The 26,278-nt window shown below is 71.9% G+C and carries 18 protein-coding genes; 12 read left to right on the top strand and 6 right to left on the bottom strand.

The window, feature by feature from the left end; genetic code table 11:
- Positions 1-73: 73 nt before the first annotated feature.
- From FQY79_RS06670 to FQY79_RS06710, 9 genes are all read left to right on the top strand, one after another.
- A complete protein-coding gene (locus FQY79_RS06670) occupies positions 74-3,244 on the top strand; it encodes a TonB-dependent receptor (RefSeq protein ID WP_146312026.1) in 3,171 nt (1,056 codons plus the stop codon).
- Positions 3,245-3,679: 435 nt separating this feature from the next.
- On the top strand, positions 3,680-5,584 hold the full coding sequence (locus tag FQY79_RS06675) for a sialate O-acetylesterase (RefSeq protein WP_146312511.1): 1,905 nt from the start codon (positions 3,680-3,682) through the stop codon (positions 5,582-5,584).
- A gap of 20 nt (positions 5,585-5,604) precedes the next feature.
- Positions 5,605-7,359 carry a DUF5597 domain-containing protein gene (locus tag FQY79_RS06680; protein ID WP_186759881.1) on the top strand — a complete coding sequence of 585 codons (1,755 nt, stop codon included), beginning with the start codon at positions 5,605-5,607 and terminating at the stop codon, positions 7,357-7,359.
- Between the two features lie 4 nt (positions 7,360-7,363).
- Entirely contained in the window at positions 7,364-10,222 is a 2,859-nt protein-coding gene (locus FQY79_RS06685) for a TIM-barrel domain-containing protein (protein ID WP_146312028.1), read from the top strand.
- Positions 10,223-10,418: 196 nt separating this feature from the next.
- Positions 10,419-12,845 carry a glycoside hydrolase family 95 protein gene (locus tag FQY79_RS06690; RefSeq protein ID WP_146312029.1) on the top strand — a complete coding sequence of 809 codons (2,427 nt, stop codon included), beginning with the start codon at positions 10,419-10,421 and terminating at the stop codon, positions 12,843-12,845.
- A gap of 214 nt (positions 12,846-13,059) precedes the next feature.
- Positions 13,060-14,472, top strand: a complete 1,413-nt coding sequence (locus FQY79_RS06695; RefSeq protein WP_146312031.1) for a sugar porter family MFS transporter — start codon at positions 13,060-13,062, stop codon at positions 14,470-14,472.
- Positions 14,473-14,617: 145 nt separating this feature from the next.
- Positions 14,618-16,174: a sodium/sugar symporter gene (locus FQY79_RS06700; RefSeq protein WP_027070996.1), complete on the top strand. Its 1,557-nt coding sequence runs from the start codon at positions 14,618-14,620 to the stop codon at positions 16,172-16,174.
- Between the two features lie 60 nt (positions 16,175-16,234).
- A complete protein-coding gene (locus FQY79_RS06705) occupies positions 16,235-18,208 on the top strand; it encodes an alpha/beta hydrolase family protein (RefSeq protein ID WP_146312033.1) in 1,974 nt (657 codons plus the stop codon).
- A 73-nt stretch (positions 18,209-18,281) separates the two neighbouring features.
- Positions 18,282-19,394: a sensor domain-containing diguanylate cyclase gene (locus FQY79_RS06710; protein WP_186759830.1), complete on the top strand. Its 1,113-nt coding sequence runs from the start codon at positions 18,282-18,284 to the stop codon at positions 19,392-19,394.
- Positions 19,395-19,401: 7 nt separating this feature from the next.
- On the opposite strand, the gene FQY79_RS06715 is transcribed toward FQY79_RS06710, so the two are convergent.
- The 6 genes from FQY79_RS06715 to FQY79_RS06740 all read right to left on the bottom strand — a co-directional run bounded on the left by FQY79_RS06715 (position 19,402) and on the right by FQY79_RS06740 (position 22,471).
- Positions 19,402-19,797: a YciI family protein gene (locus FQY79_RS06715; protein ID WP_146312037.1), complete on the bottom strand. Its 396-nt coding sequence runs from the start codon at positions 19,795-19,797 to the stop codon at positions 19,402-19,404.
- A gap of 26 nt (positions 19,798-19,823) precedes the next feature.
- Positions 19,824-20,291, bottom strand: a complete 468-nt coding sequence (gene msrB, locus FQY79_RS06720) for a peptide-methionine (R)-S-oxide reductase MsrB (protein ID WP_146312039.1) — start codon at positions 20,289-20,291, stop codon at positions 19,824-19,826.
- A gap of 78 nt (positions 20,292-20,369) precedes the next feature.
- Positions 20,370-20,624 (bottom strand): DUF3297 family protein, encoded by a 255-nt coding sequence (locus tag FQY79_RS06725; RefSeq protein WP_146312041.1) that lies wholly within the window; start codon positions 20,622-20,624, stop codon positions 20,370-20,372.
- A gap of 45 nt (positions 20,625-20,669) precedes the next feature.
- Positions 20,670-20,954 (bottom strand): DUF4031 domain-containing protein, encoded by a 285-nt coding sequence (locus FQY79_RS06730; RefSeq protein WP_146312043.1) that lies wholly within the window; start codon positions 20,952-20,954, stop codon positions 20,670-20,672.
- Between the two features lie 211 nt (positions 20,955-21,165).
- Positions 21,166-21,735, bottom strand: coding sequence for a DUF3016 domain-containing protein (locus tag FQY79_RS06735; protein ID WP_425463196.1), 570 nt, complete (start codon positions 21,733-21,735; stop codon positions 21,166-21,168).
- Between the two features lie 70 nt (positions 21,736-21,805).
- Complete coding sequence (locus FQY79_RS06740; protein WP_186759831.1) at positions 21,806-22,471, bottom strand: arylesterase; 666 nt, start codon at positions 22,469-22,471, stop codon at positions 21,806-21,808.
- Positions 22,472-22,652: 181 nt separating this feature from the next.
- Between FQY79_RS06740 and FQY79_RS06745 the strand changes: the two genes are divergently transcribed.
- From FQY79_RS06745 to FQY79_RS06755, 3 genes are read left to right on the top strand one after another with little or no spacing between them, the layout of a single operon-like run.
- Positions 22,653-23,384, top strand: a complete 732-nt coding sequence (locus tag FQY79_RS06745) for an ABC transporter ATP-binding protein (protein WP_146312514.1) — start codon at positions 22,653-22,655, stop codon at positions 23,382-23,384.
- 4 nt (positions 23,385-23,388) lie between these two features.
- On the top strand, positions 23,389-25,893 hold the full coding sequence (locus tag FQY79_RS06750) for an ABC transporter permease (protein WP_146312047.1): 2,505 nt from the start codon (positions 23,389-23,391) through the stop codon (positions 25,891-25,893).
- 10 nt (positions 25,894-25,903) lie between these two features.
- Positions 25,904-26,134, top strand: a complete 231-nt coding sequence (locus FQY79_RS06755) for an RNA-binding S4 domain-containing protein (RefSeq protein ID WP_027071006.1) — start codon at positions 25,904-25,906, stop codon at positions 26,132-26,134.
- Positions 26,135-26,278 lie beyond the last annotated feature (144 nt).

Here is a 26,278-nt window from a genome sequence, read left to right on the forward strand (position 1 = left end):
CGCCGGGCCGGGCCGGTATCCGTGCCACACACAACTCGACCACGATCGCACGCAATCCTCGGGAGGGAGATCCATGCGAGCACACCACACATGCCGGCAGGCAACACGCCCGTCTGGTATCGACACCCTGCGCACGTTCCGCCGCAGCGCCATGGCGCTGGGGGTGGCCGCCCTTCTTTCCGGGCCGGCCCTCGCGCAGACCGCGGGCGGCGACGCCCCGCAGGGCTCCGACCCGGCCGTGGAACTGGACTCGGTCATCGTCACCGGCATCCGCGGCAGCGTCATGCGTGCGCAGGAGATCAAGCAGGAGGCGAACCAGATCATCGACTCGGTCACCGCCGAGGACATCGGCGCGCTGCCCGACCGCAGCGTCACCGAGACGCTCAAGCGCATCTCCGGCGTCACGGTCACCGGCTTCGCGGCGCGCGACGATACCGACCACTTCTCGGCGGAAGGCTCCGGCGTGATGATCCGCGGCCTGACCTTCGTGCGCGGCGAGCTCAATGGGCGCGACGTGTTCAGCGCGAACGGCGGCCGTGGGCTGAGCTTCGAGGAGGTCCCGTCCGAGCTGATGGCCGGCGTGGACGTGTACAAGAACCCCTCGGCCGAGATCATCGAAGGAGGCCTCGGCGGCACCGTCAACCTGCGCACCCGCATGCCGTTCGACGAGCCCGGCCGCAAGATCGCGGCCAGCGTCGATTACAACCGCGGCGACAAGGCGAAGGATGGCCGCCCCTCGGCCTCGTTCCTGTTCAGCGACCGCTGGCAGACCGGCGCCGGCGAGATGGGCTTCCTCGCCAACCTCTCGTACTCGGAGCTGGCGACCCAGTCCGACGGCATCCAGATCCAGCCGTTCTCGCGTCGCGGCCGCACGCCGGCCGAGCAGCCCGAGGGCCTGCCCGACGGCGTGGGCTGGGTCTACGACTGGGAGCAGGAGACCTGGGTGTCCGCGGACAGCCAGCGCGACCTGCTGCTCGAGGGCAGCGGGCGCGACCACGTGTTCGTGCCCGGTGGCGTGAACTGGCGCCGCACCGACTTCGACCGCAAGCGCAAGGGCGGCGCGCTCGCGTTCCAGTGGCGCCCGAGCGACGACACCGAGATCTACGCCCAGGTGGTCACCGCCAAGTACGACCTGGCCTGGCGCGAGCATTTCATGGAGTACACCGGCGCCGGCGAGGCGAACGACACCTCCAACTGGAACGGGGACCCGAACTACTACGACCAGTCGTGGGACGGCGGCGACGGCCTGGCCGACCGCACCAACCGCATCATCCCGATGCCGGGCACGACGTTCGACTACGACCAGAACGGCCGCTTCATCCGCGGCGCCATCCGCCTCGGCGGCTGGCGCGGGAGCCCGGACGACGAGACCCCGTCGATGTACAAGGGCCCGGGCATCCAGTTCGCCGTCGGCAACCGCTACAACGTCCAGCACTCGCAGACCACCGACTGGTCGGCGGGCTTCAAGCATTTCTTCTCCGACAACTTCCTGATGCGGGCGGACTTCCAGTACGTGAAGGCCACCAGCGACAACGTCGACTTCGCGGTCCACACCTCCACCCTGCTCGAAGGCATCTTCCTCGACCTGTCGGGCAAGTACCCGTCGGTCACCCTCGACAACCCGGAGCGCGCGCTGCAGCAGGACACCTACTTCTGGCGTTCGGCGATGGACCACATCGCCGACAACGTCGGCCACGAGCGTGCCGGGCGCGTGGACTTCGAGTACAACTTCAACGACAGCGACTGGTTGCGCCTGGTGAGGTTCGGCGCGCGCATCGCCGACCGCGAGTACACCAGCCAGTGGACGACCTGGAACTGGCGTGCGATCAGCGACGACTGGAACCGGATCGAGAACCCGGACCCGAACCGTCCGCCGGTGGCCTGGATCGACCAGTTCTATCCGGCCCAGAGCCAGCTGTACACGCTGACCGACTTCTTCCGCGGCAAGGCCAACCTGCCGACCCAGTTCTGGACCGCGCAGGACAGCTTCGTCGACATCGCCCAGGTCAACGCCACCCTGGCCACGATCCCCGGCGCGCAGTGGACGCCGATCACCTTCACGCCGGACGCGATCAACCAGCAGCGCGAACGCACCCAGGCGGCCTACGGCGTGCTGTACTTCGGCAACGACGAGCTTCGCTTCCCGGTGGACGGCAACGTCGGCGTGCGCGCGGTCAAGACCTCGGTCAAGGCCCAGGGCGGCGGCCTGATGCCGGACATGCGCGGCCAGTTCGTCGAGTCGGTGATCCCGGAGCTGGAGGACATGTTCTACGGCCAGGCCTTCACCAGCCAGGTCAACAGCTCCTACACCGACATCCTGCCCAGCCTCAACCTGAGGGTGCGCTTCGACGGTGGCCTGCAGTGGCGCTTCGGCGCGTCCAAGGCGATCGCGCGGCCGGAGTTCCGGCTGATGCAGAACTGGATCACCCTCGGCGCCAGCGCCGCCGGCTGCGCCCAGGCGCTCAGGGACGGCCTGCGCACCGAGCTGTGCGGTCCCGACGACCTGGCCTACAACGGCAGCGGCGGCAATCCCGCGCTCAAGCCGATGAGGGCGAACCAGTTCGACACCGCCCTGGAGTGGTACTTCGCCCAGGACGGCCACGTCTACACCACGCTGTTCTACAAGGACGTGGAGGGCTACTTCGCCACCTCCGTCGCCGACGAGCTCATCGACGGACGCGTGTACACGATGACCCGCACGCGGAACCTGGACGAAGGCAAGATCCGCGGCTTCGAGGTGGGATACTCGCAGTTCTTCAACTTCCTGCCCGGCTTCGGCATCCAGGCCAACTACACCTTCGTCGACAGCTCGGGCGGCACCAACGTCGACATCGGCATCCCCGACGGCAGCCAGCCGACCGAGGTGCCGCTGGACCTGCCGCTGGAAGGCCTGTCGCGCCGCAGCTACAACCTGATCGCGATCTACGAGCGGGGCAAGGTCTCGACCCGCCTGGCCTACAACTGGCGTTCGCGCTACCTGCTGACCTCCAGCGACGTGATGCCGGCGATGCGCCAGCCGGTGTGGAACGACGACTACGGCCAGCTGGACGGCTCGTTCTTCTACAACATCAACGACAACATCCAGATCGGCCTGCAGGCCAACAACCTCACCAACAGCATCACCAAGCTGCTGATGGGTCCGCGCGGCTACCGTCGGGACGGCTTCATCGACGAGACGCTGTACAACCGCGCGTGGTTCGAGAACGACCGCCGCTACTCGCTGGTGCTGCGCGCCAGCTGGTAACCGGCCGCGACCGGGAAGGCCGCGCGGTTCGCCGCGCGGCCTTCTACTTTGCGCCGTGGCAACGCATGGCGCGCCGCTTCGTGCGTCGCAGCATTCCCCGCCGATATATCCGGCGACGATTTCTTCATTGGTCCGGCATGACGCCGCTGCCTATCCTGCGTTGGCGACCCGCCGGGGCGTGGCCCCGGGCGTTTCCGGTGGCGGCGGCGATGCGGCGCGCCCGGGTCCGGATCGTGCCGCATCGGTGACGGCGGGGAAGGCGGACGGCATCATCCGGCAGGCGACCGGCGATCCCCGCCGGCCGGTCGCGCCTGGCCCGACCGACGGCAGGGACCCCTGGCACGGAGATCCTCGATGAAGAAGGCATCCACCCATTCGGCGCACCGCAAGCAGGCGGCCGGCGCATCCGCTCCCGGGCAGTCGCCCCGGCGCGGGATGGGGTCGCGCAGCGCCGCTGCCCTCGCGCTGTTGCTGCCGCTGGCGGCCGCGCACGCAGTCGAACTGCCGCGGGTGTTCGGCGAAGGGATGGTGCTGCAGCGCGACCAGCCGATCCCGGTATGGGGCCGCGCCGACCCCGGCGCCCAGGTCCGGGTCGCGCTCGGCGACCAGCGCGTGGAGACCCGGGCCGGTGCGGACGGCCATTGGCGGGTCGAACTGGCGCCGCGCACGGCGGGCGGACCGCTGGTGATGCGGGTCGATGACGGCAAGGCGCCGGTCGAGCTTGGCGACGTGATGATCGGCGACGTGTGGCTGGCCTCGGGCCAGTCGAACATGGAGTGGCGGCTGTCCGAATCGGCCGACGCCGAGGTGGAGATCGCGCGCGCGACCGATCCGCTGATCCGCCATTTCAAGGTCCGGCGTGCCTGGTCGGGCGAGCCCGAGTGGCAGCTGGCGGGCGGGGAGTGGATCGCGTCCTCGCCGCAGGTGGCGGGCAACTTCTCGGCGGTCGCGCACTTCTTCGCGCGCGAACTGCGCGCCTCGCAGGGCGTGCCGATCGGCATCATCGACAGTTCCTGGAGCGGCAGCGCGATCGAGGCCTGGATGGACGCCGCCAGCCAGGGCATCGACGCCGACGGCCTGGCGGCGATGGCGCGCCAGCTGCGCGAGGACGACGCGCGCGCGCTGGCGCAGGCGCGGCAGAACCTGGCGCGCTGGGAGCTGCCGGCCGACGACGCCGGCTGGCAGGCGCCCGGGCTGGACGCGTCCGGCTGGGACGACATCCCCGTGCCCGGACTGTGGGAAAGCGCAGGCTGGAACGGCATGGACGGCGTGGCCTGGTACCGCACCGGCTTCACGCTGTCCGCGGAAGAGGCGCGGGCCGGGGTGACCCTGGGCGTCGGCCGGATCGACGACAGCGACACCACCTGGGTGAACGGCGTCGAGGTCGGCGCGACGTCGATCCAGTACAACCTGCCGCGCGTGTACGAAGTGCCGGCGTCGGCGCTGCGCGAGGGACTGAACGAGATCGCGGTGCGGGTGGTCGACGTCGGTGGTGGGGGCGGCATCCACGGCCCGGACGACGAGCTGTTCTTGCAGGTGCAGGGCGGTGCGCGCCGGCCGCTGGCCGGCACCTGGAAGTTCCGCCCGGCCGAGGTCACCGCGCTCACGCTCGACGACGACAAGCACCAGCGCCCGACCCTGCTCTACAACGCCATGATCCACCCGCTGCAGCCATATCCGGTGCGCGGCGTGATCTGGTACCAGGGCGAGTCCAACGCCGGCAGCGTGGAGCAGGCGCTGCGCTACCGCGAACAGTTCCCGGCGATGATCCGGCAGTGGCGCGCGCAGTGGAATGCGCCGGAGCTGCCGTTCCTGTGGGTGCAGCTGGCGAGCTGGCACTCGGGCGGCGACCAGGGCGACACCAGCCCCTGGGCAGTGCTGCGCGAGTCGCAGACCGCAACCCTGTCGCTGCCGGCGACCGGGCAGGCGGTGGCGATCGACATCGGCGACGTCGACGACATCCATCCGCGCAACAAGCAGGATGTCGGCCGCCGCCTGGCGCTGGCCGCGCGCCGGGTGGCCTACGGCGAAGACGTCGTGCATTCGGGCCCGGTGTTCACCGGTGCGACCTTCGAGGGCGGGGCCGCGCGCCTGGCGTTCGAGGCCGACGGGCTGGCGGTGCGCGGTGGCGGCCGGCTGCAGGGCTTCCGTCTCGCCGGCGCCGACCGTGTGTTCCATCCGGCGGACGCGGTGATCGAGGGTGACGCCATCGTCGTGCGCAGCGACGCGGTGCCGGCGCCGGTCGCCGTGCGCTACGCCTGGAGCGACGCGCCGGTGGACGCCAACCTGGTCGGCGCCAGCGGGCTTCCCGCCTCGCCGTTCCGGAGCGACGACTGGTGACGGGGACGGGGGCGCCGGAGCTGCGACGCGGGGCTGCCCCCGCCCGACCCTCCCCCGCGGGCGGGGGAGGGCGTTCAAGGTTCCGCGGCGCCCTGGCCGGCGCGGTGCTGCTGGCGGCCTGGCTGGCGGCCTGCCAGCCGCACGGCGGCCAGGAAGGGCATGCGGCGGCCGGACGCGGGGCCGCGGCCGCGGCCGATGCCGGATCCGGCGAGCGCCCGATCCCGCGTTTCGAGAGCCGCGATGGCCGCCATGCGCTGATCGTCGATGGCGCGCCGTTCCTGGTCCTCGGCGGCCAGGCGCACAACTCCAGCAACTACCCCGAGCCGCTCAAGCAGGTGTGGCCGGCGCTGGACGAGCTCGGCGCCAACACCCTGTCGATCTCCATCGCCTGGGAACAGGTCGAGCCCGAGGAAGGACGGTTCGACTTCTCCTTCGTCGACCATCTGCTCGAGCAGGCCCGCGCGCACGACAAGCGGCTGATCCTGCTCTGGTTCGCCACCTGGAAGAACAACGGGCCGAACTACGCGCCGGCCTGGGTGAAGCTCGACAACGACCGCTTCCCGCGCGTGGTGCGCGAGGACGGCGTGGTGCTGAACTCGCTCTCGCCGCACGCGCAGTCGACGCTCGACGCCGACCGCCGCGCCTTCGCGCGCCTGATGGCGCACCTGCGCGAGCACGACCGCGAGCGCACCGTGATCATGGTCCAGCCGCAGAACGAGCCGGGCACCTACGGCGGCGTGCGCGACTACTCGCCGCTGGCACGGCAGGCGTTCGAGGGCCAGGTGCCGCAGGCCCTGCTCGAGCGGCTCGGCAAGCGCCCCGGTACCTGGCGCGAGGTGTTCGGCGCCGACGCCGACGAGACCTTCCACGCCTGGCACATCGCCCGCTACATCAACGAGGTGGCGAAGGCCGGGAAGGCCGAGTACCCGCTGCCGATGTACGTCAACGCCGCGCTGCGCGGCCCCTTCAACCCGGGCCAGCCGGGCCAGTACGCCAGCGGCGGTCCGACCGACAACATGCTCGACGTGTACAAGGCCGCGGCCCCGGACATCGACCTGCTGGCGCCCGACATCTACATGCCCGAGTACCTGCACTACACCACGGTGCTCGAACGCTACGCGCGCCCGGACAACGCGCTGTTCGTGGCCGAGACCGGCAACGCGCCCGAGTACGCGCGCTACCTGTTCGCCGCGCTCGACCACGACGGCATCGGCTGGGTACCGTTCGGCATGGACTACACGCCCTACGGCAACTGGCCGCTGGGCGTGAAGCGCACCACGCCCGGGACCATCGCGCCGTTCAGGCTGGCCTTCGCCCTGGTCAACCAGGGCATGCGCGAGTTCGCGAAGGCGGCGTCGGAAGGGCGCCTGCACGGCGTGGCCGAGCAGCCCGGCGTGCCCGAACGCACGATCCGGCTCAACGCGCGCTGGAACGCCACCATCGCCTACGGCCTGCCGCACTTCTGGTTCCAGGGGCAGGCGCCCGGCAATCCGGAACCGGTTGGCGGCGCGCTGATCGCCGAGCTCGGTCCCGACGAGTTCCTGGTCACCGGCATGCATGCACGCGTGACGCTGCAACCGGCCGCGGAAGGCGAGGCGCTGATCTACGAACGGGTCGAGGAAGGCCGCTACGTGGACGGACGCTGGGAGTTCCACCGCAACTGGAACGGCGACCAGACCGACTATGGACTGAACTTCTCCGACGCCGTGCAGCTGCTGCGCGTGCGCCTGGCGACCTACCGCACCACCACCGACGTCGAGCCCCGGGAGGACTGACGCCATGCAACGATTCCGCCGATCCGCGCCGCTGCTGGCGCTTCCGCTCGCCGCGATCCTCGCCGGCTGCGGCGCCCGCGCCGACACGCGCTGGGAGCACGTGGGCGGCGACGTCGTCGTGCGACCGGCCGCCGAGGACGCGGCCGACGTGCGTCTGCAGGTGGTGTCGGACCGGATCATCCGCATCACCGCCGATCCGGACGGGACCTTCGAGCGATCGCCGAGCCTGATGCGCGTGGAGCGCGATGCTCCGGCGCCGCGTTTCGACGTCGCCGAGGCCGACGGCACGCTGCGCGTGTCCGCCGCCGGGGTGTCGGCCGAGGTCTCGCTCGAGGACGGCCGGGTCGCGTTCTTCGATGGCGAGGGCCGGCCACTGCTCGCGGAGGCCGCGGGCGGGCGTGGCTTCACGCCGGTCCGGTTCGATGGACGCGACTACTACAGCGTCCGCCAGCGCTTCGAGTCCGCCGGCGACGAGAGCCTGCACGGCACCGGCCTCCACCAGCAGGGCTGGATGGACCTCAAGGGCCGCGACATCGAACTGCTCCAGCACAACATCGACAAGGCGATCCCGTACCTGGTTTCGAGCCGCGGCTACGGCATCCTCTGGGACAACAACTCGATCACGCGCTATGGCGATCCGCGCGGCCTGCGCCAGATCGGCGAGGTGGTGGCGCTGTACGACCGCGACGGCGTGGAAGGCGCGCTGACCGCGACCTACTCCATCGACGGCGACGGCAGGCTCGTGCGCCGCGAGGAGAAGATCGACTACCAGTTCATCTCCGGGCTGGAGGACTTCCCGGAGGAGGGCAAGAACCTCGAGCCCGGCGGCCGCAGCCTGGTGGTCTGGGAGGGCCAGTTCGCCGCCCGCCGCGACGGCCGCCACACCTTCTCGCTGTTCGGCAGCGAGTACATGAAGCTGTACGTCGACGGCGAGCTGGTGGTCGACCGCTGGCGCCAGAACTGGAACCCGTGGCACCACGAGTTCGCGCTCGACCTGCGGGCGGGCGAGCGCCACGACCTGCGCATCGAATGGGACCGGATCGAACCGGCGTACATCGCGCTGCAGGGCCGCGACCCGCTGCCACCGGAGGAGGCCGCCGACCTGTCGATCTGGTCGGAGGCGGCGCAGGTGATCGACTACTACGTCGTGGCCGGCGGCGACATGGACGGCGCCATCGCCGGCTACCGCGAGCTCACCGGCAAGGCGGTGCTGCTGCCGAAGTGGGCCTACGGTTTCTGGCAGAGCCGCGAGCGCTACAAGACCCAGCAGGAGCTGACCGGCGTGCTGGACGAGTACCGCCGCCGCAAGCTGCCGATCGACGCGATCGTGCTCGACTGGTCGTACTGGCCGGAGGACGCCTGGGGCTCGCACGACTTCGATCCGGCGAACTTCCCCGACCCGGACGGCATGGTCGACCACGTGCACGCGCAGAACGCGCAGATCATGATCTCGGTCTGGCCGAAGTTCTACCCGACCACCGAGCACTACAAGGAGCTCGACGCGGCCGGCTACATGTACAAGCGCAACGTCGAGGTCGGCGAGCTGGACTGGATCGGCAAGGGCTACCTCAACTCGTTCTACGACCCGTTCACCAGGGAAGCGCAGGACATCTTCTGGCGCCAGGTCAACACCAAGCTCAACAGCAAGGGCTTCGACGCCTGGTGGCTGGACGCGTCCGAGCCGGACCTGCACAGCAATATCGACATCGGCGAGCGCAAGGCGCGCACCATGCCCAATGCGCTGGGCTCCTCGACCGAGTACTTCAACGCCTATCCGCTGCCGCATTCGGAAGGCGTGTACCGCGGCTCGCGCGAGGTGGACCCGGACAAGCGCGTGTTCATCCTGTCTCGCGCCTTCTTCGCCGGCCAGCAGCGGGCCGCGGCGGCGTTCTGGAGCGGCGACATCGTGCCGCGCTGGGACGACTTCCGCGAGCAGATTTCCGGCCTGGTCAACGCCTCCATGGCCGGCGCGCCGAACGTGAGCTTCGACATCGGCGGCTTCTCGCCCGAGCGCCGCTACGAGCGCAAGGATCCCGCGCACCTGGCCGAATGGCGCGAGCTCAACCTGCGCTGGTTCCAGCATGGCGCCTTCGTGCCCATCTTCCGTTCGCACGGCCAGTTCCCGTACCGCGAGATCTGGGAGATCGCGCCGGAGGGCACGCCGCACTACGACAGCTTCGTGCACTACCTGAAGCTGCGTTACACCCTGCTGCCGTACATCTACACCCTGGCCGGCGACACCTGGCACCGCGACGGCACCCTCCTGCGCGCGCTGGCGATGGATTTCCCCGGCGACCCGAAGGCACGCGAGGTCGCCGACCAGTACCTGTTCGGCCCCGCCTTCCTGGTCGCGCCCGTGACCACGTTCGGCGCCACCAGCCGCGAGGTGTACCTGCCGGCCGGTGCGCAGTGGATCGACTTCGACACCGGGCAGCGGCACGAGGGCGGCCGCACGATCACCGCGGCCGCGCCGCTGCAGCGCATGCCGCTGTTCGTGCGCGCCGGCTCGATCGTGCCGCGGACCGTGGTCCAGGAGTACGTGGACCAGGTGCCCGACGCGCCGCTGACCATCGAGGTCTATACCGGCGCCGACGGCCGCTTCGCGCTGTACGGGGACGACGGCCGCAGCTACGGCTACGAGCGCGGCGAATGGTCGCGGATCCCGCTGGCCTGGGACGACGCGGCGGGCGTGCTGACCATCGGCGCGCGCGAAGGCGCGTACCCCGGCATGCCTGCCACGCGCGAACTGCGCGTGCGCTTCGTCGACGGCCCGCGCGGCGACAACGGCGCGCTGGAGCCGGCGGCCGACGTCACGGTGGTGTACGACGGCAGCGAGGTGGTCGTGGAGCGGCCGGGGGCATGACGCGCGGCGCGCGCCTGGCGGCCCCCACCCCGGCCTTCCCCCGCATGCGGGGGAGGGAGTTGATTGCGCGCGGAGCGGACGCAGTCGCCACATGGGCGTACACGGCGCTCCCTCCCCCGCGTGCGGGGGAGGGCCGGGGTGGGGGCAGCAACGGCCTCGGGCAGGCCCCAACCGCATCCGGCCCCGACCACTCGCCATGAGCTTCGACCCGCGCCGCCGCGACGCCCTCAAGGCCGCGACCCTCGCCGCCGTCGCCGGCGGGCTTGGCCTCGTCCCGGGGGCTCCACGCGCCGACGGCGATGCGCGGCCTTCCGCAGCCGATGCGGGCGCCATCGACACCGCCGCGGAGCCGGGTGCGTGGAACCATCTCCGCCTCTGGTACCCGCGCCCCGCCACCCAGTGGGTCGAGGCGCTGCCGCTGGGCAACGGCGCGCTGGGCGCCATGGTCTGGGGTGGCGCCAGGTATGAGCGGATCCAGCTCAACGACGACACCCTGTACGCCGGCGGCCCGTACGACCCGGCGCCCGAGGGCGTGGGCGAGGCATTGGCGCGGGTGCGCAGCCTGCTGTTCGCCGGCCGCTACGCCGAGGCCGAGGCGCTGGCGAACGAACGGCTGATGGCGCGGCCGCTCAAGCAGATGCCCTACCAGCCGCTCGGCGACCTGGTGCTGGACTTCCTCGAGATCGCCGAGACCGGCGGCTACCGGCGCGAGCTCGATCTCGATGCCGCCATCGCGACCACGACCTTCGAGGCACGCGGCATGCAGCACCGGCGCGAGGCGCTGGTGTCGGCGCCGGCCCAGTGCCTGGCGGTGCGGCTGACCGGCGACATGCCCGGCCGCATCGGCCTGCGCGTGGGCCTGCAGAGCGACCAGCCCTCGGCGCGCGCGGTCGCCGACGGGAACGGCGGCCTGCTGCTGCAGGGGCGCAACGAACCGGCGCACGGCATCGAGGGCCGGCTGCGCTTCTGCGCCCGGGCGCGGGTGCTGCCGGTCGGCGGCACGCTGCGCCACCTCGGCGACCGGATCGAGGTGCGCGACGCCGACGAGGTCGTGGTCCTGCTGGCCGCGGCCACCAGCTTCCGCCGCTACGACGACGTCTCCGCCGACCCCGACCTCGCCACCGCGCAGCGGCTTGACCGCGCGCTCGCACAGGGCTGGGACAGGATCGTCCGCGAGCACCTGCGCTTCCACCGCGCGCTGTTCCGCCGGGTCTCGATCGACCTCGGGCGCTCGCCGCCGGACGTGGCCGCGCTGCCCACGGACGAGCGCGTGGCGCGCTTCGCCGACGGCCACGACCCCGAGCTGGCCGCGCTCTACCACCAGTTCGGCCGCTACCTGCTGATCGCCAGCTCCCTGCCCGGCACCCAGCCGGCCAACCTGCAGGGCATCTGGAACGACCTGATGCACCCGCCATGGGAGAGCAAGTACACGATCAACATCAATACCCAGATGAACTACTGGCCGGCGGAGGCCAACGCACTGCCCGAGTGCGTGGAGCCGCTGGAGCGGATGGTGGCCGAACTGGCCGAATCCGGAGCGCGCACCGCGCGCACGATGTACGGCGCGCCGGGCTGGGTGGCGCACCACAACACCGACCTGTGGCGCGCCACCGCGCCGATCGACGGCGCCCAGTGGGGCCTGTGGCCGCTCGGCGGGGCCTGGTTGCTGCAGCACCTGTGGGACCGCTGGGACTACGGCCGCGATCCCGCCGTGTTGCAGCGCGTGTATCCGCTGTTCCGCGGCGCCGCCGAGTTCTTCGCCGCCACCCTGGTCGAGGACCCCAACACCGGCGCGCTGGTCACCGCGCCTTCGATCTCGCCGGAGAACCCGCATCCGCACGGTGCCACCCTGTGCGCGGGCCCGTCGATGGACGCGCAGATCCTGCGCGACCTGTTCGACCGCTGCATCGCCGCCTCGCGCCTGCTGGGCGTGGATGCGGACTTCGCGGCGCGCCTGGCCGCGCTGCGCGAACGGCTGCCGCCGCACCGGATCGGCAGGGCCGGCCAGCTGCAGGAGTGGCAGCAGGACTGGGACATGCAGGCGCCCGAGCCCGACCACCGCCACGTCTCCCACCTCTACGCCCTGCATCCCTCCAGCCAGATCAACGTGCGCGACACGCCGGCGCTGGCCGCCGCCGCGCGCCGTTCGCTGGAGCTGCGCGGCGACGAGGCCACCGGCTGGGGCCTGGGCTGGCGCCTGAACCTGTGGGCGCGGCTGCGCGATTCCGGGCGCGCGATGCGGATCCTGCGCCTGCTCATCAGCCCCTCGCGTACCTATCCCAACCTGTTCGACGCCCATCCGCCGTTCCAGATCGACGGCAACTTCGGCGGCACCGCGGGAATCACCGAGATGCTCGTGCAGAGCTGGGGCGACACCGTATTCCTGCTGCCCGCGCTGCCGCGCGAGTGGCGCGACGGCCACCTGCGCGGCGTGCGGGTGCGCAACGCCGCCCGCCTCGACCTGTCCTGGCGCGGCGGCAGGCTCGACTCCGCCGTCCTGCGCAGCGAACGCGGCGGCCGCTATCGCATCGATCATCGCGGCCGCGAACTGGCGGTGGAGCTGGCCGCGGGCGAGACCGCACGGCTGCAAGCGGGCCGCAATGGCGATCTGGTGCGCGGATGAAGCTCGCCCGGGTGAGGACGGAGTGGTTTCCCCGGCAACGGTTCCGGACGCCGATGCTGCATTGCACGAACCATCCCGGCCACATCTCGCGCTACCCTAGCGCGCCGTGTGACAGCGCAGTCATCGCCGTCAGGCCGGCGCCTCGGCGACGGGAGCCGGGCGCCGGCGGTCCTTCATTCGAGCAGCAACCAATGCATTCCCGGGGAGCGAGTACATGAGCAGTCCCAACGCCTCAGGCGAGAACACCCGTTTCATCATCCTGATCAGCCTGGTCGCCACCATCGGCGGCTTCCTGTTCGGCTACGACAGTGGCGTGATCAACGGTACGGTGGACGGCCTGGTCGCCGCCTTCCAGTCGGATGCCGCCGTCACCGGCTTCAACGTCGCCTCGATGCTGCTGGGCTGCGCGGTCGGCGCCTGGTTCGCCGGCACCCTGGCCGACCGCTACGGCCGCCGCACGATGCTGCTGTGGGCGGCGGTGTTCTTCATCGTCTCGGCCTGGGGCTCGGGCATCGCCAACTCCTCGCCCGAGTTCGTGATCTACCGCGTGCTGGGCGGATTGGCGGTCGGCGCGGCCAGCGTGATGTCGCCGGCCTACATCTCCGAGGTGGCGCCGGCGCGCTACCGCGGGCGGCTGGCGACGGTGCAGCAGATCGCGATCATCTCCGGCCTGTTCGCCTCGTTCCTGAGCAACTACATCCTCGCCCGCCTGGCCACCGCGTCCACCGCGATGCTGTGGTGGGGGTACGAAGCCTGGCGCTGGATGTTCTGGGCCGAGCTGGTGCCGGCGTTCCTGTTCCTGTTCCTGCTGTTCTTCATCCCCGAGAGCCCGCGCTACCTGGTCGCGCGCGGCCTGCGCGAGCGTGCCACGTCGGTGCTCACCCGCCTGTACGGCGCCCTGCAGGGCGAGCGCAAGCTGGGCGAGATCGACGCCTCGCTGGCGTCCGACCACCACCGTCCGCGCCTGTCGGACCTGATCAACAAGGCCACTGGCAAGATCCGCCCGATCGTGTGGGTGGGCGTGGGCCTGGCCACGTTCCAGCAGTTCGTCGGCATCAACGTGGTGTTCTACTACGGCGCGGTGCTGTGGCAGGCGGTCGGCTTCTCCGAGAACGACGCGCTGGCGATCAACGTGCTCTCCGGCGGCCTGAGCATCGGCGCCTGCATCGTGACCGTGCTGCTGATCGACAGGGTCGGCCGCAAGCCGCTGCTGTGGCTGGGGTCGGTCGGCATGGCGATCACCCTGGGCCTGGTGACGTACGCGTTCTCCACCGGCGGCCTCGACGATGCCGGCACGCTGCAGCTGAGCGATTCGATGGGCCTGCTGGCGCTGGTCGCGGCCAATGCCTACGTCGTGTTCTTCAACATGTCCTGGGGCCCGGTGATGTGGGTGATGCTCGGCGAGATGTTCCCCAACCAGATCCGCGGTTCGGGCCTGGCGGTGGCCGGCCTGGCGCAGTGGACGGCGAACTTCCTCATCACCTGGACCTTCCCGATGCTGCTCGCCGGCCTCGGCCTGGCCTTCGCCTACGGCATCTACACCGTCATGGCGGTGCTGTCGGTGTTCTTCGTGCTCAGGTTCGTGCACGAAACCAAGGGCCGCGAACTGGAGCAGATGGAAGGCTGACGCCGCACGACGTCCCGCCGCGTCGCCCCGGCGGCGCGGCGGAGCGTGCGCCACGCCTGGCGCGACCACCCGCGGACGGCGGCGCGCGGCGCCGCCTCGCCACCCGCCGCGCCGGCCCGCGCGGCGCGATCGCCGGAGGTGACGGATGCAGCTGTCGGGTCTGGATATCGGGATCGTGCTGGCCTACCTCGCCGGCATCTTCCTCCTCGCGCAGTGGGTCTCGCGCGCGAAGGCGGGGCACGACCGCGACGCCGAGGACTACTTCCTGGCCGGCAAGGCGCTGCCGTGGTGGGCGATCGGCGCCTCGCTGATCGCGGCCAACATCTCGGCCGAGCAGATCATCGGCATGTCCGGGTCGGGCTACGCGATCGGCCTGGCGATCGCGTCCTACGAATGGATGGCGGCCGCCACCCTGCTGATCGTGGGCAAGTGGTTCCTGCCGGTGTTCCTGCGCAACCGCATCTTCACGATGCCGCAGTTCCTCGAGCAGCGCTACGGCCGCCGCATCCGCACGGTGATGGCGGTCTTCTGGATCGGCCTGTACGTGTTCGTGAACCTGACCTCGATCCTGTGGCTGGGCTCGCTGGCGATCGCCCACGTCTCCGGCGTGGACCAGACCTGGGCGCTGCTGGGCCTGGCCGCGTTCGCGCTTGCCTACCAGATCCATGGCGGGCTCCGCGCGGTGGCGCTCACCGACGTGGTGCAGGTGGTGCTGCTGGTGCTGGGCGGGCTGCTGCTGGCCGGGATCATGCTCGAGCGCATCGGCGGCGACGCCGGCATGTGGGGCGGCCTGCAGCGCCTGCGCGCCGAGGCGCCGGGCCACTTCCACATGATCCTCTCGCCCGACCATCCCTTCTACAAGGACCTGCCCGGCATCAGCGTGCTGGTCGGCGGGATGTGGATCATGAACGTGAGCTACTGGGGCTTCAACCAGTACATCATCCAGCGCGCGCTCGCGGCGAAGGACATCGGCGAGGCCCAGAAGGGCGTGCTGTTCGCGGCCTTCCTCAAGCTGCTGATGCCGCTGATCGTGGTCCTGCCCGGCCTGGCCGCGGTGCTGCTGGCGCCGGGCCTGGAGCGGCCGGACGCGGCCTACCCGGCGATGATGGCGCTGCTGCCGGCCGGTGCGCTGGGGATCGTGTTCGCGGCGCTGATCGCGGCCATCGTCTCGTCGCTGGCCTCAATGAGCAATTCGATCTCGACGATCTTCACCCTTGACCTCTACCGCCGCCGCGACGCCGGCGAACAGCACCTGGTGCGGGTGGGCCGGATCGTCACCGCGGCCTCGATGCTGCTGGCCGTGCTGGCGGCGCGCCCGCTGCTGGGCAGCTTCGACCAGGCCTTCCAGTACATCCAGGAGTACACCGGCTTCTTCACCCCCGGCATCGTGGTGATCTTCGTGCTCGGGCTGTTCTGGAAGCGCGCCAACGAAGCGGGCGCGCTCGCGGCCGCGATCGGTTCGTTCCTGCTCTCGATCGTGCTCAAGCTGGCCTGGCCGGCGCTGCCGTTCATCGACCGCGTCGGCCTGGTGTTCCTGCTCGCGCTCGGGCTGGCGGCGGTGGTCTCGCTGCTCACCCCGCACGTGCCGGCGCGCGACGTGATCGAGACCGGGGACGTGGACTACCGGACCGGTGCGGCGTTCAACGCGGGCGCCGTGGCGGTGCTCGCGATCCTGGTCGCGCTGTACGCCGTGTTCTGGTAAGGCCGCGCGCGTTCCACCGCGCGCCGCAAGCGCGTAGGATCGGCCCGGGGAGGGGACGACATGCAGGCAATCGTGCTTGCCGCCGCCTGGCGGCTGTCGGTGGCGGCCGCGCTCGCGGCCACCGTGCCCGCGCCGGTCCGCGCCGCGGCGCCGGTCGACCTCGGGGACTACGTCCGCCGCGACCGTTTCGAGGACATCCGCATTTCGCCCGACGGCCGCCACCTGGCCGCGACCGTGCCGTTGGAGGACCGGGTGGTGCTGGTGGTGCTCGACCGGGCCACCGGCGGGATCGCCAGCGGCGGCGCGGGCGCGGCCAACACCGAGGTGGTCGATTTCTGGTGGGCCGACGACGGGCACGTGCTCCTCACCATGGGGCAACGCTTCGGGAGCAGGCAGGTCACCTACCCGACCGGCGAGATCCACGTGCTCGAACTGGACAGGAAGCGGGTGCGGCGCCTGATCGGCGAGGCCGGGCAGGCGGGCATCGTGCAGAACCTCGTCCCGACCACGCCGGAGTTCGCCATCGTGGTCGATCCGCTCCCCGATGAGCCCGGCGTGGCCCTGGTCGCGGTGGAACTGCCCGATGCCCAGCCCAGGGCCCAGCTCGAGCGCCTGAACCTGCGCTCGGGCCGCCGCACCACGGTGACCGCCGCGCCGGTGCGCCGCGCCCGCTTCATCCTCGATCCTGCCGGCGTAGCGCGCTTCGCCTACGGCTTCGACGTGGAGAACTACAGCAAGCTGTACTACCGCGACGGCGAGGGCGCGGCGTGGCGCCTGGTGCACGACGCACGCGGCAGCGACTTCATCGCCAAGGCCGTGGGCATGGCGGCCGACGGCGCCACCGCCTACGTGCAGGTCACCCGGCCCGACGGCGGGCCGGACGCGATCGAGGCCTGGGACATGCGGACCCTGGCCCGGACCCCGCTGCTCCAGGATCCGGTGGTCGATCCGGAGCGAATCATCTACGACAGCGACGGTCGCACCCCGGTGGGCGCGCGCTACATGGACGATGGCGTGCGCCTGCGCTTCTTCGACGAGGATTCGGCGGTGGCACGGCGCTACCGCATGCTCGAAAGCGCATTGCCCGGCAGCGCCGTGGCGATCACCTCCGGCACCCGCGACGGCCGGCTCTCGCTGGTGCACGCCGCCAGCGATCGCGATCCCGGCCAGTACCTGCTGTTCGATGCCGAGGCCAGGACGCTCGATGGCGTGTTCGCACGCATGGACTGGCTCGCGCCCGGGCAGGCGGCGCCCACCCGCCGGATCCGGCTGCAGGCGCGCGACGGCGTCGCGCTCCACGGTTACCTGACGCGTCCCGCCGGCGCGGACGAAGGGCCGCTGCCGCTGGTGGTGATGCCCCATGGCGGCCCGTTCGGGGTCTTCGATGCGTGGTACTTCGACACCGAGAGCCAGCTGCTCGCGGCCGCCGGCTATGCGGTGCTGCGGGTGAACTACCGCGGGTCGGGGAACTACGGGCGCCGTTTCCAGGAAAGCGGCGCCGGCCAGTGGGGCGGCGCCATGCAGGACGATCTCACCGATGCCACCCGCTGGGCGATCGACGAGGGGATCGCGGTGGCCGACCGGATCTGCATCGTTGGCGCCAGCTACGGCGGGTACGCGGCGCTGATGGGGGTGGCCCGGGAGCCCGGCCTGTACCGCTGCGCGGTCGGCTACGTCGGGGTCTACGACCTGCCCGCGCTGCACGCCGACCGGGCGCGCACGGCCGCGTCCCTGCGCCACTGGGTGAACGAATGGATGGGCGCGCGCGACACCCTGGCCGCGCGCTCGCCGGTCAACCTGGCGGCGCGGATCAAGGCGCCGGTATTGCTGGTCGCCGGGGGCGCCGACACCATCGCCCCGATCTCGCACAGCCGCCGCATGCAGCGCGCGCTGGAGGCGCATGACGTGCCGGTGCGGACGCTGTACGTGGACAGCGAGGGTCATGGCTTCCGCAGCGAGGACAACCGCCGTCGCTACTACGCCGAGCTGCTGTCGTTCCTGGCCGGGCATCTCGGTGGCGCCACCGCGCAGTGACCGTTGCGGCCGTGACCTTGATGGCGGTCGCGGCGCAGCGGGATACACTGCCTCCATCATGGAGGAGCGGGGGATGCGCGACATGCGGTGGCGGACGGCGGCTGGCGCAGGGACGGGTGCGCCCGGCGGGGGGCTGTCGGTCGACGCCGCGCGCCTGTCCGACGTGCTTGCGCGGATCTCGCGCGAAGCGCTGCAGGCCGATGGGCTGGACGAAGTGCTGCAACGCATCGTCGACTGCGTCGTCCAGCGGCTCCCGGTCCCGATCGCCAGCATCATCCTGCTCGACGATTCGGGTACCCGCTTCGTCAAGGAGGTCTGGGCCGGCGACATCCCGCTGGCCGAGATGGACGTGGCGATCTGGGACGTGTCCATGGGCATCGCCGGGCGCTGCGCGCGGACCGGGCGACCGCAGCTGATCAGCGACGTCACCCGCGATCCCGACTACGTGATGGGCAATCCCGCAGTCCGCTCCGAGTATGTGGTGCCGATCCACCATCGCGGCCGCCTGCACGGGGTGCTGAACATCGAGAGCACCTGCGACGATTTCTTCACCGCCGAGACCTGCGCGGTGTTCGACGCGGTGGCGCACCAGGTCGCCGGGGCCATCCACCTGGCCAGGGTGGTGGCGGAGCTGGAGGCGGCCAACCGCAAGCTGCGCGAACTCTCGACGGTCGACGGCCTCACCGGCCTGGCCAACCGCCGCTGCCTGGACGAGCGCCTGGCCCGGGATTGCGCCGACTGGCGCGGCCCCCTCGCCCTGTTGCTGGTGGACGCGGACTGCTTCAAGCAGCTCAACGACGCGCTGGGCCACCTGCACGGCGACGAGTGCCTGCGCCGGCTGGCGAGGATCTGCGCGGGTTTCGCCGCCGACGAGGCCGACCTGGCCGCGCGCTATGGCGGCGATGAGCTGGCGCTGGTGCTGCCCGGGCGCGGCGAGGCCGAAGCCATGGCCATCGCCGAGCGGCTGCGCCAGCGGGTCGAGGAGGCGGCGATGGCGCATCCGGTGTCGGTGGTGGCGCCCTGGGTCACGGTCAGCGTGGGCGTGAACGTGGCCGCCCCGGGGCAGGCCAGGACCCCGGCGCGCCTGCTGTCGGGCGCGGACCGCGCGCTGTACGCGGCCAAGTCGCAGGGGCGCAACCGCATCGCCGCGGCGATGCCGCCGCGCGACGGGAACGGCGGGCGCTGAATTGCCGTCAGGCCGGCGCGTGCGCCGGGCGCGCGCCCACCTGCCGCCGCACCGCCGCCACGTCGCGCACCGGTCGCACTTCGATGCAGCCGGTCTCCGCCCAGGGGAACTGCGCGGCCAGCTCCAGCGCCTCCTCCAGGCTGTCGGCCTCGACCAGGTTGAAGCCCGCCAGGATCTCCTTGGTTTCGGCGAACGGCCCGTCGACCACGCTGACCTTGCCGTTGCGGCGGCGCACGGACTTGGCGGTCGCGGGCCGCTCGAGCTGCCTGTAGTCGACCAGCGTGCCCCCGGCCTTGAGTTCGTCGGCGCGTTCGAGGCAGTGGCGCATGCGGCGCTCGTACTCGCCCTCGGGCAGCGCTTCCTGCAGCGCCTCGTCGATGTAGACCAGCAGCAGGTATTGCATGGGATCGTCCTGTCGGGGGAGCGGCTTCAGTCCGCGACGCCGGCCTCGGCGCCGCCGCGGCCGAGGGGGTCGGGCAGCGGCTGCCCGGCGTCGACGAAGGACAGCGACACCGAGTTGATGCAGTGGCGCTCGAAGGTGGGCGGCGGGCCGTCCGGGAACACGTGGCCGAGGTGGCTGCCGCAGCGCGCGCAGACCTCCTCGGTGCGGACCATGCCGTGGCTGGTGTCGCGCACGTAGCGGATGTGCTCCGGTGCGTAGGGGGCGAAGAAGCTGGGCCAGCCGGTGCCTGAGTCGAACTTGGCCCTGGAGCGGAACAGCGGCAGCCCGCACAGGCGGCAGCAGTAGACGCCTTCGCGCTTGTTGTCGAGGAACACGCCGCAGAACGGTGCCTCGGTGCCGTGGGCGAGCAGGACCCGGCGTTCGGCCTCGTCCAGGCCGGCTTCGAGCGCGGCGCGCTGGGCGGGATCGGGCGGGGTCAGGTCGAATCCGGACACGGGGACGGCTCCTGCGATCACTGCGACGAGTTTGCCACCGGTGCCGCCGATGCCCAACCGGCCGGCCCGCGCCCCGGGTCAGGCCTTCGGCGGCAGCAGGTACCAGGCCTCGACTTCGCCGTTGAGCTTGATCGTCAGTGGCTGTCCGCGGCGGTCGAGCGCCTTGCCGGCGGCCACGCGGATCCAGCCTTCACTGATGCAGTACTCCTCGACGTCGCGCCGTTCCACGCCCTTGAAGCGGATCCCGATCCCCCGGTCCAGCGCGGCTTCGTCGTAGTGCGGGCTGCGGGGATCGTTGGACAGGCGGTCGGGCGGGGAGTCGATCTGGGTCATGGCGGGCGGGTGGCGGTGGTGCGCGCCGATTGTAGCCCACCCGGCTCAGGGCGCCTCGCCGCGTCCCTGCGCCTTCGCGCGCGCGATCACCGCGCGCACCAGGTCGCGGTCGCGGTGGCGCGAGATCGGCCGCGCGCCGAGCGCGATCGCCAGCTCGCGCAGCTCGGCGGTGACGTCGTAGTGGGCGCCGCTGGTGCGGTCCTGGAACGCATGCCGCGGGATCCCCAGGCGCCCGGCGAAGGCGTGCAGTTCGTCGAGCGTGTCGGCCATCAGGTGCGCCCAGCGCCTGCCGCGCCAGAGCGTGACCGCATCATCGACGTACACCGCCATCGGCTGCAGGCTCCTCCGGGGACTGGCGGCAATCTTCGCGCAAACGCCGCACGTGCGCTGGGCGCGCGCCCGCGCGGACACTGCGCCGCGACCGCGGGGACGACGCACGGGCGCGGACGTCACCGCGCCCGCGACCGATCCGCACCGCGCGGAAACGACAGGGGCGCCATGGTTGGCGCCCCTGTCATGGCCGTTCGCCTGGCGCGGCCGCCTACCTGCGGGCCACCGGCGCCGGACCCAGCTCGTCGCGGACCCAGCGGTCGATCATGCGCTTCTCGAAGTGCAGGTTGTCGCGGGCAGGATAGTTGCCGCCGGTCAGGAAGCCAATGTCGCGCACCTCGCGCGTGCCCTCGTCCACCACTTGGCCGGTGGCGTCGAGATGGCGCACTTCCAGCGTCATCGACGGCGGGTAATGGTCGCGCACGATGCGCACGTCCTGCATCTGCACGCCGTGCCAGCCCTCGTAGCGACCGGCGCGGTTGAGGTCGGTGATGGTCACCTCCAGGCGATGGCCCTCGGGCAGGCGCCGTTCGGCGGCCTCGCGCAGGTAGCTGGCCAGCTCGTACACCCAGTTGCCCTGGGCGGCGCGCCAGCGGTTGCCGCTGTACTTGAGGTCGGCGAATTCGGCGGGGTCGGTCCACTGCACGCTCACCGGGCCCTCGTCCGGCAGGGCGCGGGGGGCATCGGGGTCGGTCACGTTGCGCGGCCCGGCGGCGACCGCGGCGGCCGCGAACACGGTGATGGCAAGCAGAAGCAGTCGGCTGGCGTGTCTCATGGCGATACTCCTGTCGTTCCCCGGAGTGTGCGACGTCGGCCCTGAACACTCCACGACCCTGAACCCCGGCTGGCCGTCATTCCTGAACGGCGGCGCCGGCCTGCGAATCGCGGACGGCGGCGGCGTCCAACAGCGGCGCCAGCGCCGGCCAGACGTGCGCCAGCAGCCGCTCCTGGGCCTGGGGGGCGGGATGCAGGTTGTCGTCCTGGAAGGCGTCGCGGTCGAGGGCGATCGGCTCGAGCAGGAACGGCAGCAGGCCGGTGCCGAACAGGGCGGCGAGGTCGCGGTAGATGCGCTCGAAACCGCGGGTGTAATCCTCGCCCAGGTTGGGCGGCATGCGCATGCCGACCAGCAGGACCCGGGCGCCGGCATGCTTCGAGGCGCCGATCATGCGCGCCAGGTTGCGCCGCGCCTCGCGCAGCGGCAGGCCGCGCAGGCCGTCGTTGGCGCCGAGCGCGATCACCACCACGTCCGGACGGTGGCGCAGCAGCTCGCCGACGATGCGCGAGGCCCCGCCGGCCGTGGTCTCGCCGCTGATGCTGGCGTTGACCACGCGCCAGCCGGGCTTCTCGCGCGCCAGCCGCTCGCCGAGCAGCGACACCCAGCCCTCGTGCGCGGCCATGCCGTAGCCGGCCGAGAGCGAATCGCCCATCACCAGCACCGTGCGCTGTGTCGCCGCCGCCGGCGCGGCCTGCGGCTGCGCGGCGGCAGGCAGCAGCGCCAGCAGCAGCAACAAACTCATGGCCCATTGCATCGGCCGGGCCCAGCCGCCATAAGGACATCCACGGGGCCGGACGCCGGCCCCGCGCCCATGCGGGCGGGACGGCTGCGGAACGCCGCGTCGGTTGGCCTGCTGCATCGATCGATCCTCGTTCGTGGTGCGCCTTGCGCCTGCGATCCACGATAACCAATCCGGAATGAACATGGCCGACGCCCAAGCGTTCCCCGCCGCCGCCGACCCTGCCGCCCGCGCCGCCGTGCCCGCCCTGCGCGTGCGCGGCCTGGGCAAGCGCGTGGACCTGCCCTCCGGGCCGCTGACCATCCTCGACGGCGTCGGCTTCGACATCGCCCGGGGCGAGGTGGTGGCGGTGGTCGGGGCCTCGGGCTCGGGCAAGAGCACCCTGCTGTCGCTGCTCGCCGGGCTCGATGTCCCCAGCAGCGGCTCGGTGGAACTCGACGGCGAGCCGGTCTCGGGTCTTGGCGAGGACGGCCGTGCGCGGGTGCGCGGTGCCAAGGTCGGCTTCGTGTTCCAGAACTTCCAGCTGCTGCCCTCGCTCACCGCGCTGGAGAACGTGATGCTGCCGCTGGAGCTGCGCGGCGACGCCGACGTCGAGGCGCCGGCCCGGGCCATGCTGGCCAAGGTCGGGCTGGGCGAGCGCCTGCACCACTACCCGCGCCAGCTGTCGGGCGGCGAGCAGCAACGGGTGGCGCTGGCGCGCGCCTTCGTCACCGGGCCGTCGCTGCTGTTCGCCGACGAACCCACCGGCAACCTCGACACCCGCACCGGGCAGGCGATCATCGAACTGCTGTTCGCGATGAACGCCGACGCCGGCACCACCCTGGTGCTGGTGACCCATGACCACCACCTGGCCTCGCGCTGCCACCGCACCCTGCGGCTGGACGGCGGACGCCTGGTCGCGGACGGACGCGGCTGAGCCGATGCGCACGCTGACCCTGGCCTGGCGGCAGCTGCGCCGCGACCTCGCCGCCGGCGACATCCGGATCCTGTTCGCCGCGCTGGTGCTGGCGGTGGTGGCGGTGACCTCGGTCGGCTTCGTCACCGACCGCGCCGCGCGCGCGCTGGCGATGGAGGCCAACCGCCTGCTCGGCGGCGACGCACTGGTGCGCAGCGACGCGCCGGTCACCGGGCCGATCGACGAGGCCGCCAACGACCCGGCGCTGCGCCGCACGCGGACGGTGGAACTCGACAGCATGATCCGCGTAGGCAACGGCGCCGACGCGCAGCTGCGCCTGGGCGACCTGCGCGCGCTGGACGCAGGGTTCCCGCTGCGCGGCGCGTTCCGGATCGTGGGCCGCGACGGGGTGGAACGCGATGCGGCCACCATACCGGCACCCGGCACGCTCTGGCTCAGCCGGGCCGGTGCCGACGCGCTCGGTGCGCGCATCGGCGACCGCGTCGGCATCGGCAGCCGCGAGTTCGAGCTCGCCGCGCTGGTGGTCCAGGAACCCGATGCCGCGATCGACTACTTCAACGTCGCGCCCAAGGCCTTCCTCAACCTCGCCGACCTGCCGTCCACCGGCCTGGTGCAGGAAGGCAGCCGGCTGCGCTACCGGCTGGTGGTGGCGGGCGACGCGGCCGCGGTCGAACGCTTCACCGCGGTGGCGCGCGACAATCTCGGCCGCGGACAGCGGATCGAGACGATCGGCGACGCGCGGCCGGAAGTACGTTCGGCGCTCGACCGCGGCGGGCGCTTCCTCGGCCTGGCCGCGCTGGTGTCGGTGGTGCTGGCGGCGGTGGCGGTGGCCATGGCCGCGCGCCGCCACAGCGAGCGCCACCTGTCGGGCGCGGCGGTGATGCGCTGCCTGGGCGCGCAGCAGCGCACCCTGGTCGGGATCCACGTCGGCGAACTGCTGCTGCTGGGCCTGGCCGCGTGCACCGTGGGCGTGGCGATCGCGTTCGCGCTGCAGTGGTCGGTGGCCGGCTGGCTGGCGCAGGCGCTCAAGGTGGAGATCCCGCCGGCGGGCATCTGGCCGGCGCTGCGCGGCTACGGCGTCGGCCTGGTGGTGCTGCTGGCGTTCGGCGCGCCACCGGTACTGGCGCTGCGCAGGGTGCCGGCGTTGCGGGTGCTGCGTCGCGACCTCGACGGCAGCGAGCCCTCGGCCTGGGCCGTCGCGCTGGCCGGGATGGGCGGTCTCGCCGCGCTGCTGTGGTGGCAGGCCGGCTCGGCCACGCTGGCGGTGGCGATGCTGGCCGGGATCGCGCTCACCCTGGCGGCGCTGGCGCTCATCGCCTGGCTGCTGATCCTGGTCGTGCGCCGCCTGCGCGCCCGCCTGCGCGGGGCGTTGCGCTACGGCCTGGCCAACGTCAGCCGGCGCGCCGGCGCCAGCATCGCACAGGTGTCCGCACTGGGGCTGGGGCTGATGGCGTTGCTGCTGCTCACCTTCGTGCGCACCGACCTGCTCGACCGCTGGCAGCTGGCGCTGGGGCAGGACGCGCCCAACCGCTTCATCATCAACGTGCAGGCCGACCAGATCGCCCCGGTGCGCGACTTCGTCGCCGGGCGCGGCATCCCCGAGCCGGTGCTGTTCCCGATGGTCCGCGCGCGCCTGGTCGAACGCAACGGCGAGCCGGTGCGCGGCGAGGACTATGGCGACGACGTCCAGGCCCGGCGCCGCGCCGAGCGCGAGTTCAACCTGTCGATGGCGCAGGCGCTGCGCGACGACAACAAGGTCGTGGCCGGCACGTTCTGGAACGGCAGGCCGTCCGCTCCCGAGCTGTCGGTGGAGGAGAACTTCGCCAGGGGCCTGGGCTGGCAGCTGGGCGACCGGATCGCGTTCGACATCGCCGGGCGCCGCTTCGAGGCACCGATCACCAGCCTGCGCAGCGTGGAGTGGGAGAGCTTCCAGCCCAACTTCTTCGTGCTCGCCTCGCCGGGTGCGCTCGACGGCTATCCCGCCAGCCACATCACCGCGGTGCAGGTGCCGGCCGGCGATGCGCGCTTCACCGCCGAGCTGGTGCAGGCGTTCCCGAACCTGTCGGTGATCGACATCGACGCGGTGCTGGCCCAGGTGCGTGCGACCGCCGACCAGGTGTCGACCGTGGTGCAGGTGGTGTTCTGGTTCTCGCTGCTGGCCGGCGTGCTGGTGCTGCTGGCGGCGGTGAGCGCCAGCCAGGACGAGCGCCTGCTCGAGGGCGGGGTGATGCGCGCCCTGGGCGGCAGCCGCGGGCAGCTGCGGATGGCGCAGGTGTCGGAGTTCGCGGCCATCGGCCTGCTCGCCGGGCTGGTGGCGACGGTCGCCGCCTCGGTGCTGTCCGGCGTGGTCGCGACCCGGGTGTTCGACCTGCCCTGGCGCCAGGACTGGATGCTGGCCGCCGTGGGCTGCGCGATCGGCGTGGCGGTGACCCTGGCCGCCGGGCTGTTTGCCACCCGCCGGGTGCTGGACGCGCCGCCTTCGGCGACGCTGCGCGAACTGCAGGGCTGAGGAGGGCGCCATGGCCGAAACGACGTTCGAACTCGAGGGCGACCACGTCGAACTCAACCAGCTGCTGAAGCTGTGCGGCGTGGTCGACAGCGGAGGCGCCGGCAAGGCGCTCGTGGCCAGCGGCGCCGTGCGCGTCGATGGCGCCGTGGAACTGCGCAAGACCTGCAAGATCCGCGCGGGCCAGGTGGTGGAGGCACAGGGCCTGCGCATCCACGTCGCCGCCCCGCCCGATTCCCCGTAGGAGCGGCTTCAGCCGCGACCCGTTGCGCCCTGGCGCCTGAGCTTGCCGTGCGCGGCCTGGACGGCGAGCAGCGTGTCGGCCAGGGCGTGGGGGGGCGAGGGACGGTGGTCGCGGCTGAAGCCGCTCCTACGAGGGGCGGCCGTG

Source organism: Luteimonas wenzhouensis (genome assembly GCF_007859305.1).
GTDB lineage: Bacteria > Pseudomonadota > Gammaproteobacteria > Xanthomonadales > Xanthomonadaceae > Luteimonas > Luteimonas wenzhouensis.

Bases quoted from the DNA above. Each gene is read 5' to 3' on its own strand.
- FQY79_RS06715 (WP_146312037.1), bottom strand. From the start codon at position 19,797: ATGCAATACCTGCTGCTGGTCTACATCGACGAGGCGCTGCAGGAAGCG.
- FQY79_RS06750 (WP_146312047.1), top strand. From the start codon at position 23,389: ATGCGCACGCTGACCCTGGCCTGGCGGCAGCTGCGCCGCGACCTCGCC.
- FQY79_RS06755 (WP_027071006.1), top strand. From the start codon at position 25,904: ATGGCCGAAACGACGTTCGAACTCGAGGGCGACCACGTCGAACTCAAC.
- FQY79_RS06730 (WP_146312043.1), bottom strand. From the start codon at position 20,954: ATGGCGGTGTACGTCGATGATGCGGTCACGCTCTGGCGCGGCAGGCGC.
- FQY79_RS06710 (WP_186759830.1), top strand. From the start codon at position 18,282: ATGCGCGACATGCGGTGGCGGACGGCGGCTGGCGCAGGGACGGGTGCG.
- FQY79_RS06745 (WP_146312514.1), top strand. From the start codon at position 22,653: ATGGCCGACGCCCAAGCGTTCCCCGCCGCCGCCGACCCTGCCGCCCGC.
- FQY79_RS06675 (WP_146312511.1), top strand. From the start codon at position 3,680: ATGGGGTCGCGCAGCGCCGCTGCCCTCGCGCTGTTGCTGCCGCTGGCG.
- FQY79_RS06670 (WP_146312026.1), top strand. From the start codon at position 74: ATGCGAGCACACCACACATGCCGGCAGGCAACACGCCCGTCTGGTATC.
- FQY79_RS06725 (WP_146312041.1), bottom strand. From the start codon at position 20,624: ATGACCCAGATCGACTCCCCGCCCGACCGCCTGTCCAACGATCCCCGC.
- FQY79_RS06685 (WP_146312028.1), top strand. From the start codon at position 7,364: ATGCAACGATTCCGCCGATCCGCGCCGCTGCTGGCGCTTCCGCTCGCC.
- FQY79_RS06700 (WP_027070996.1), top strand. From the start codon at position 14,618: ATGCAGCTGTCGGGTCTGGATATCGGGATCGTGCTGGCCTACCTCGCC.
- FQY79_RS06690 (WP_146312029.1), top strand. From the start codon at position 10,419: ATGAGCTTCGACCCGCGCCGCCGCGACGCCCTCAAGGCCGCGACCCTC.
- FQY79_RS06695 (WP_146312031.1), top strand. From the start codon at position 13,060: ATGAGCAGTCCCAACGCCTCAGGCGAGAACACCCGTTTCATCATCCTG.
- FQY79_RS06705 (WP_146312033.1), top strand. From the start codon at position 16,235: ATGCAGGCAATCGTGCTTGCCGCCGCCTGGCGGCTGTCGGTGGCGGCC.
- FQY79_RS06740 (WP_186759831.1), bottom strand. From the start codon at position 22,471: ATGAGTTTGTTGCTGCTGCTGGCGCTGCTGCCTGCCGCCGCGCAGCCG.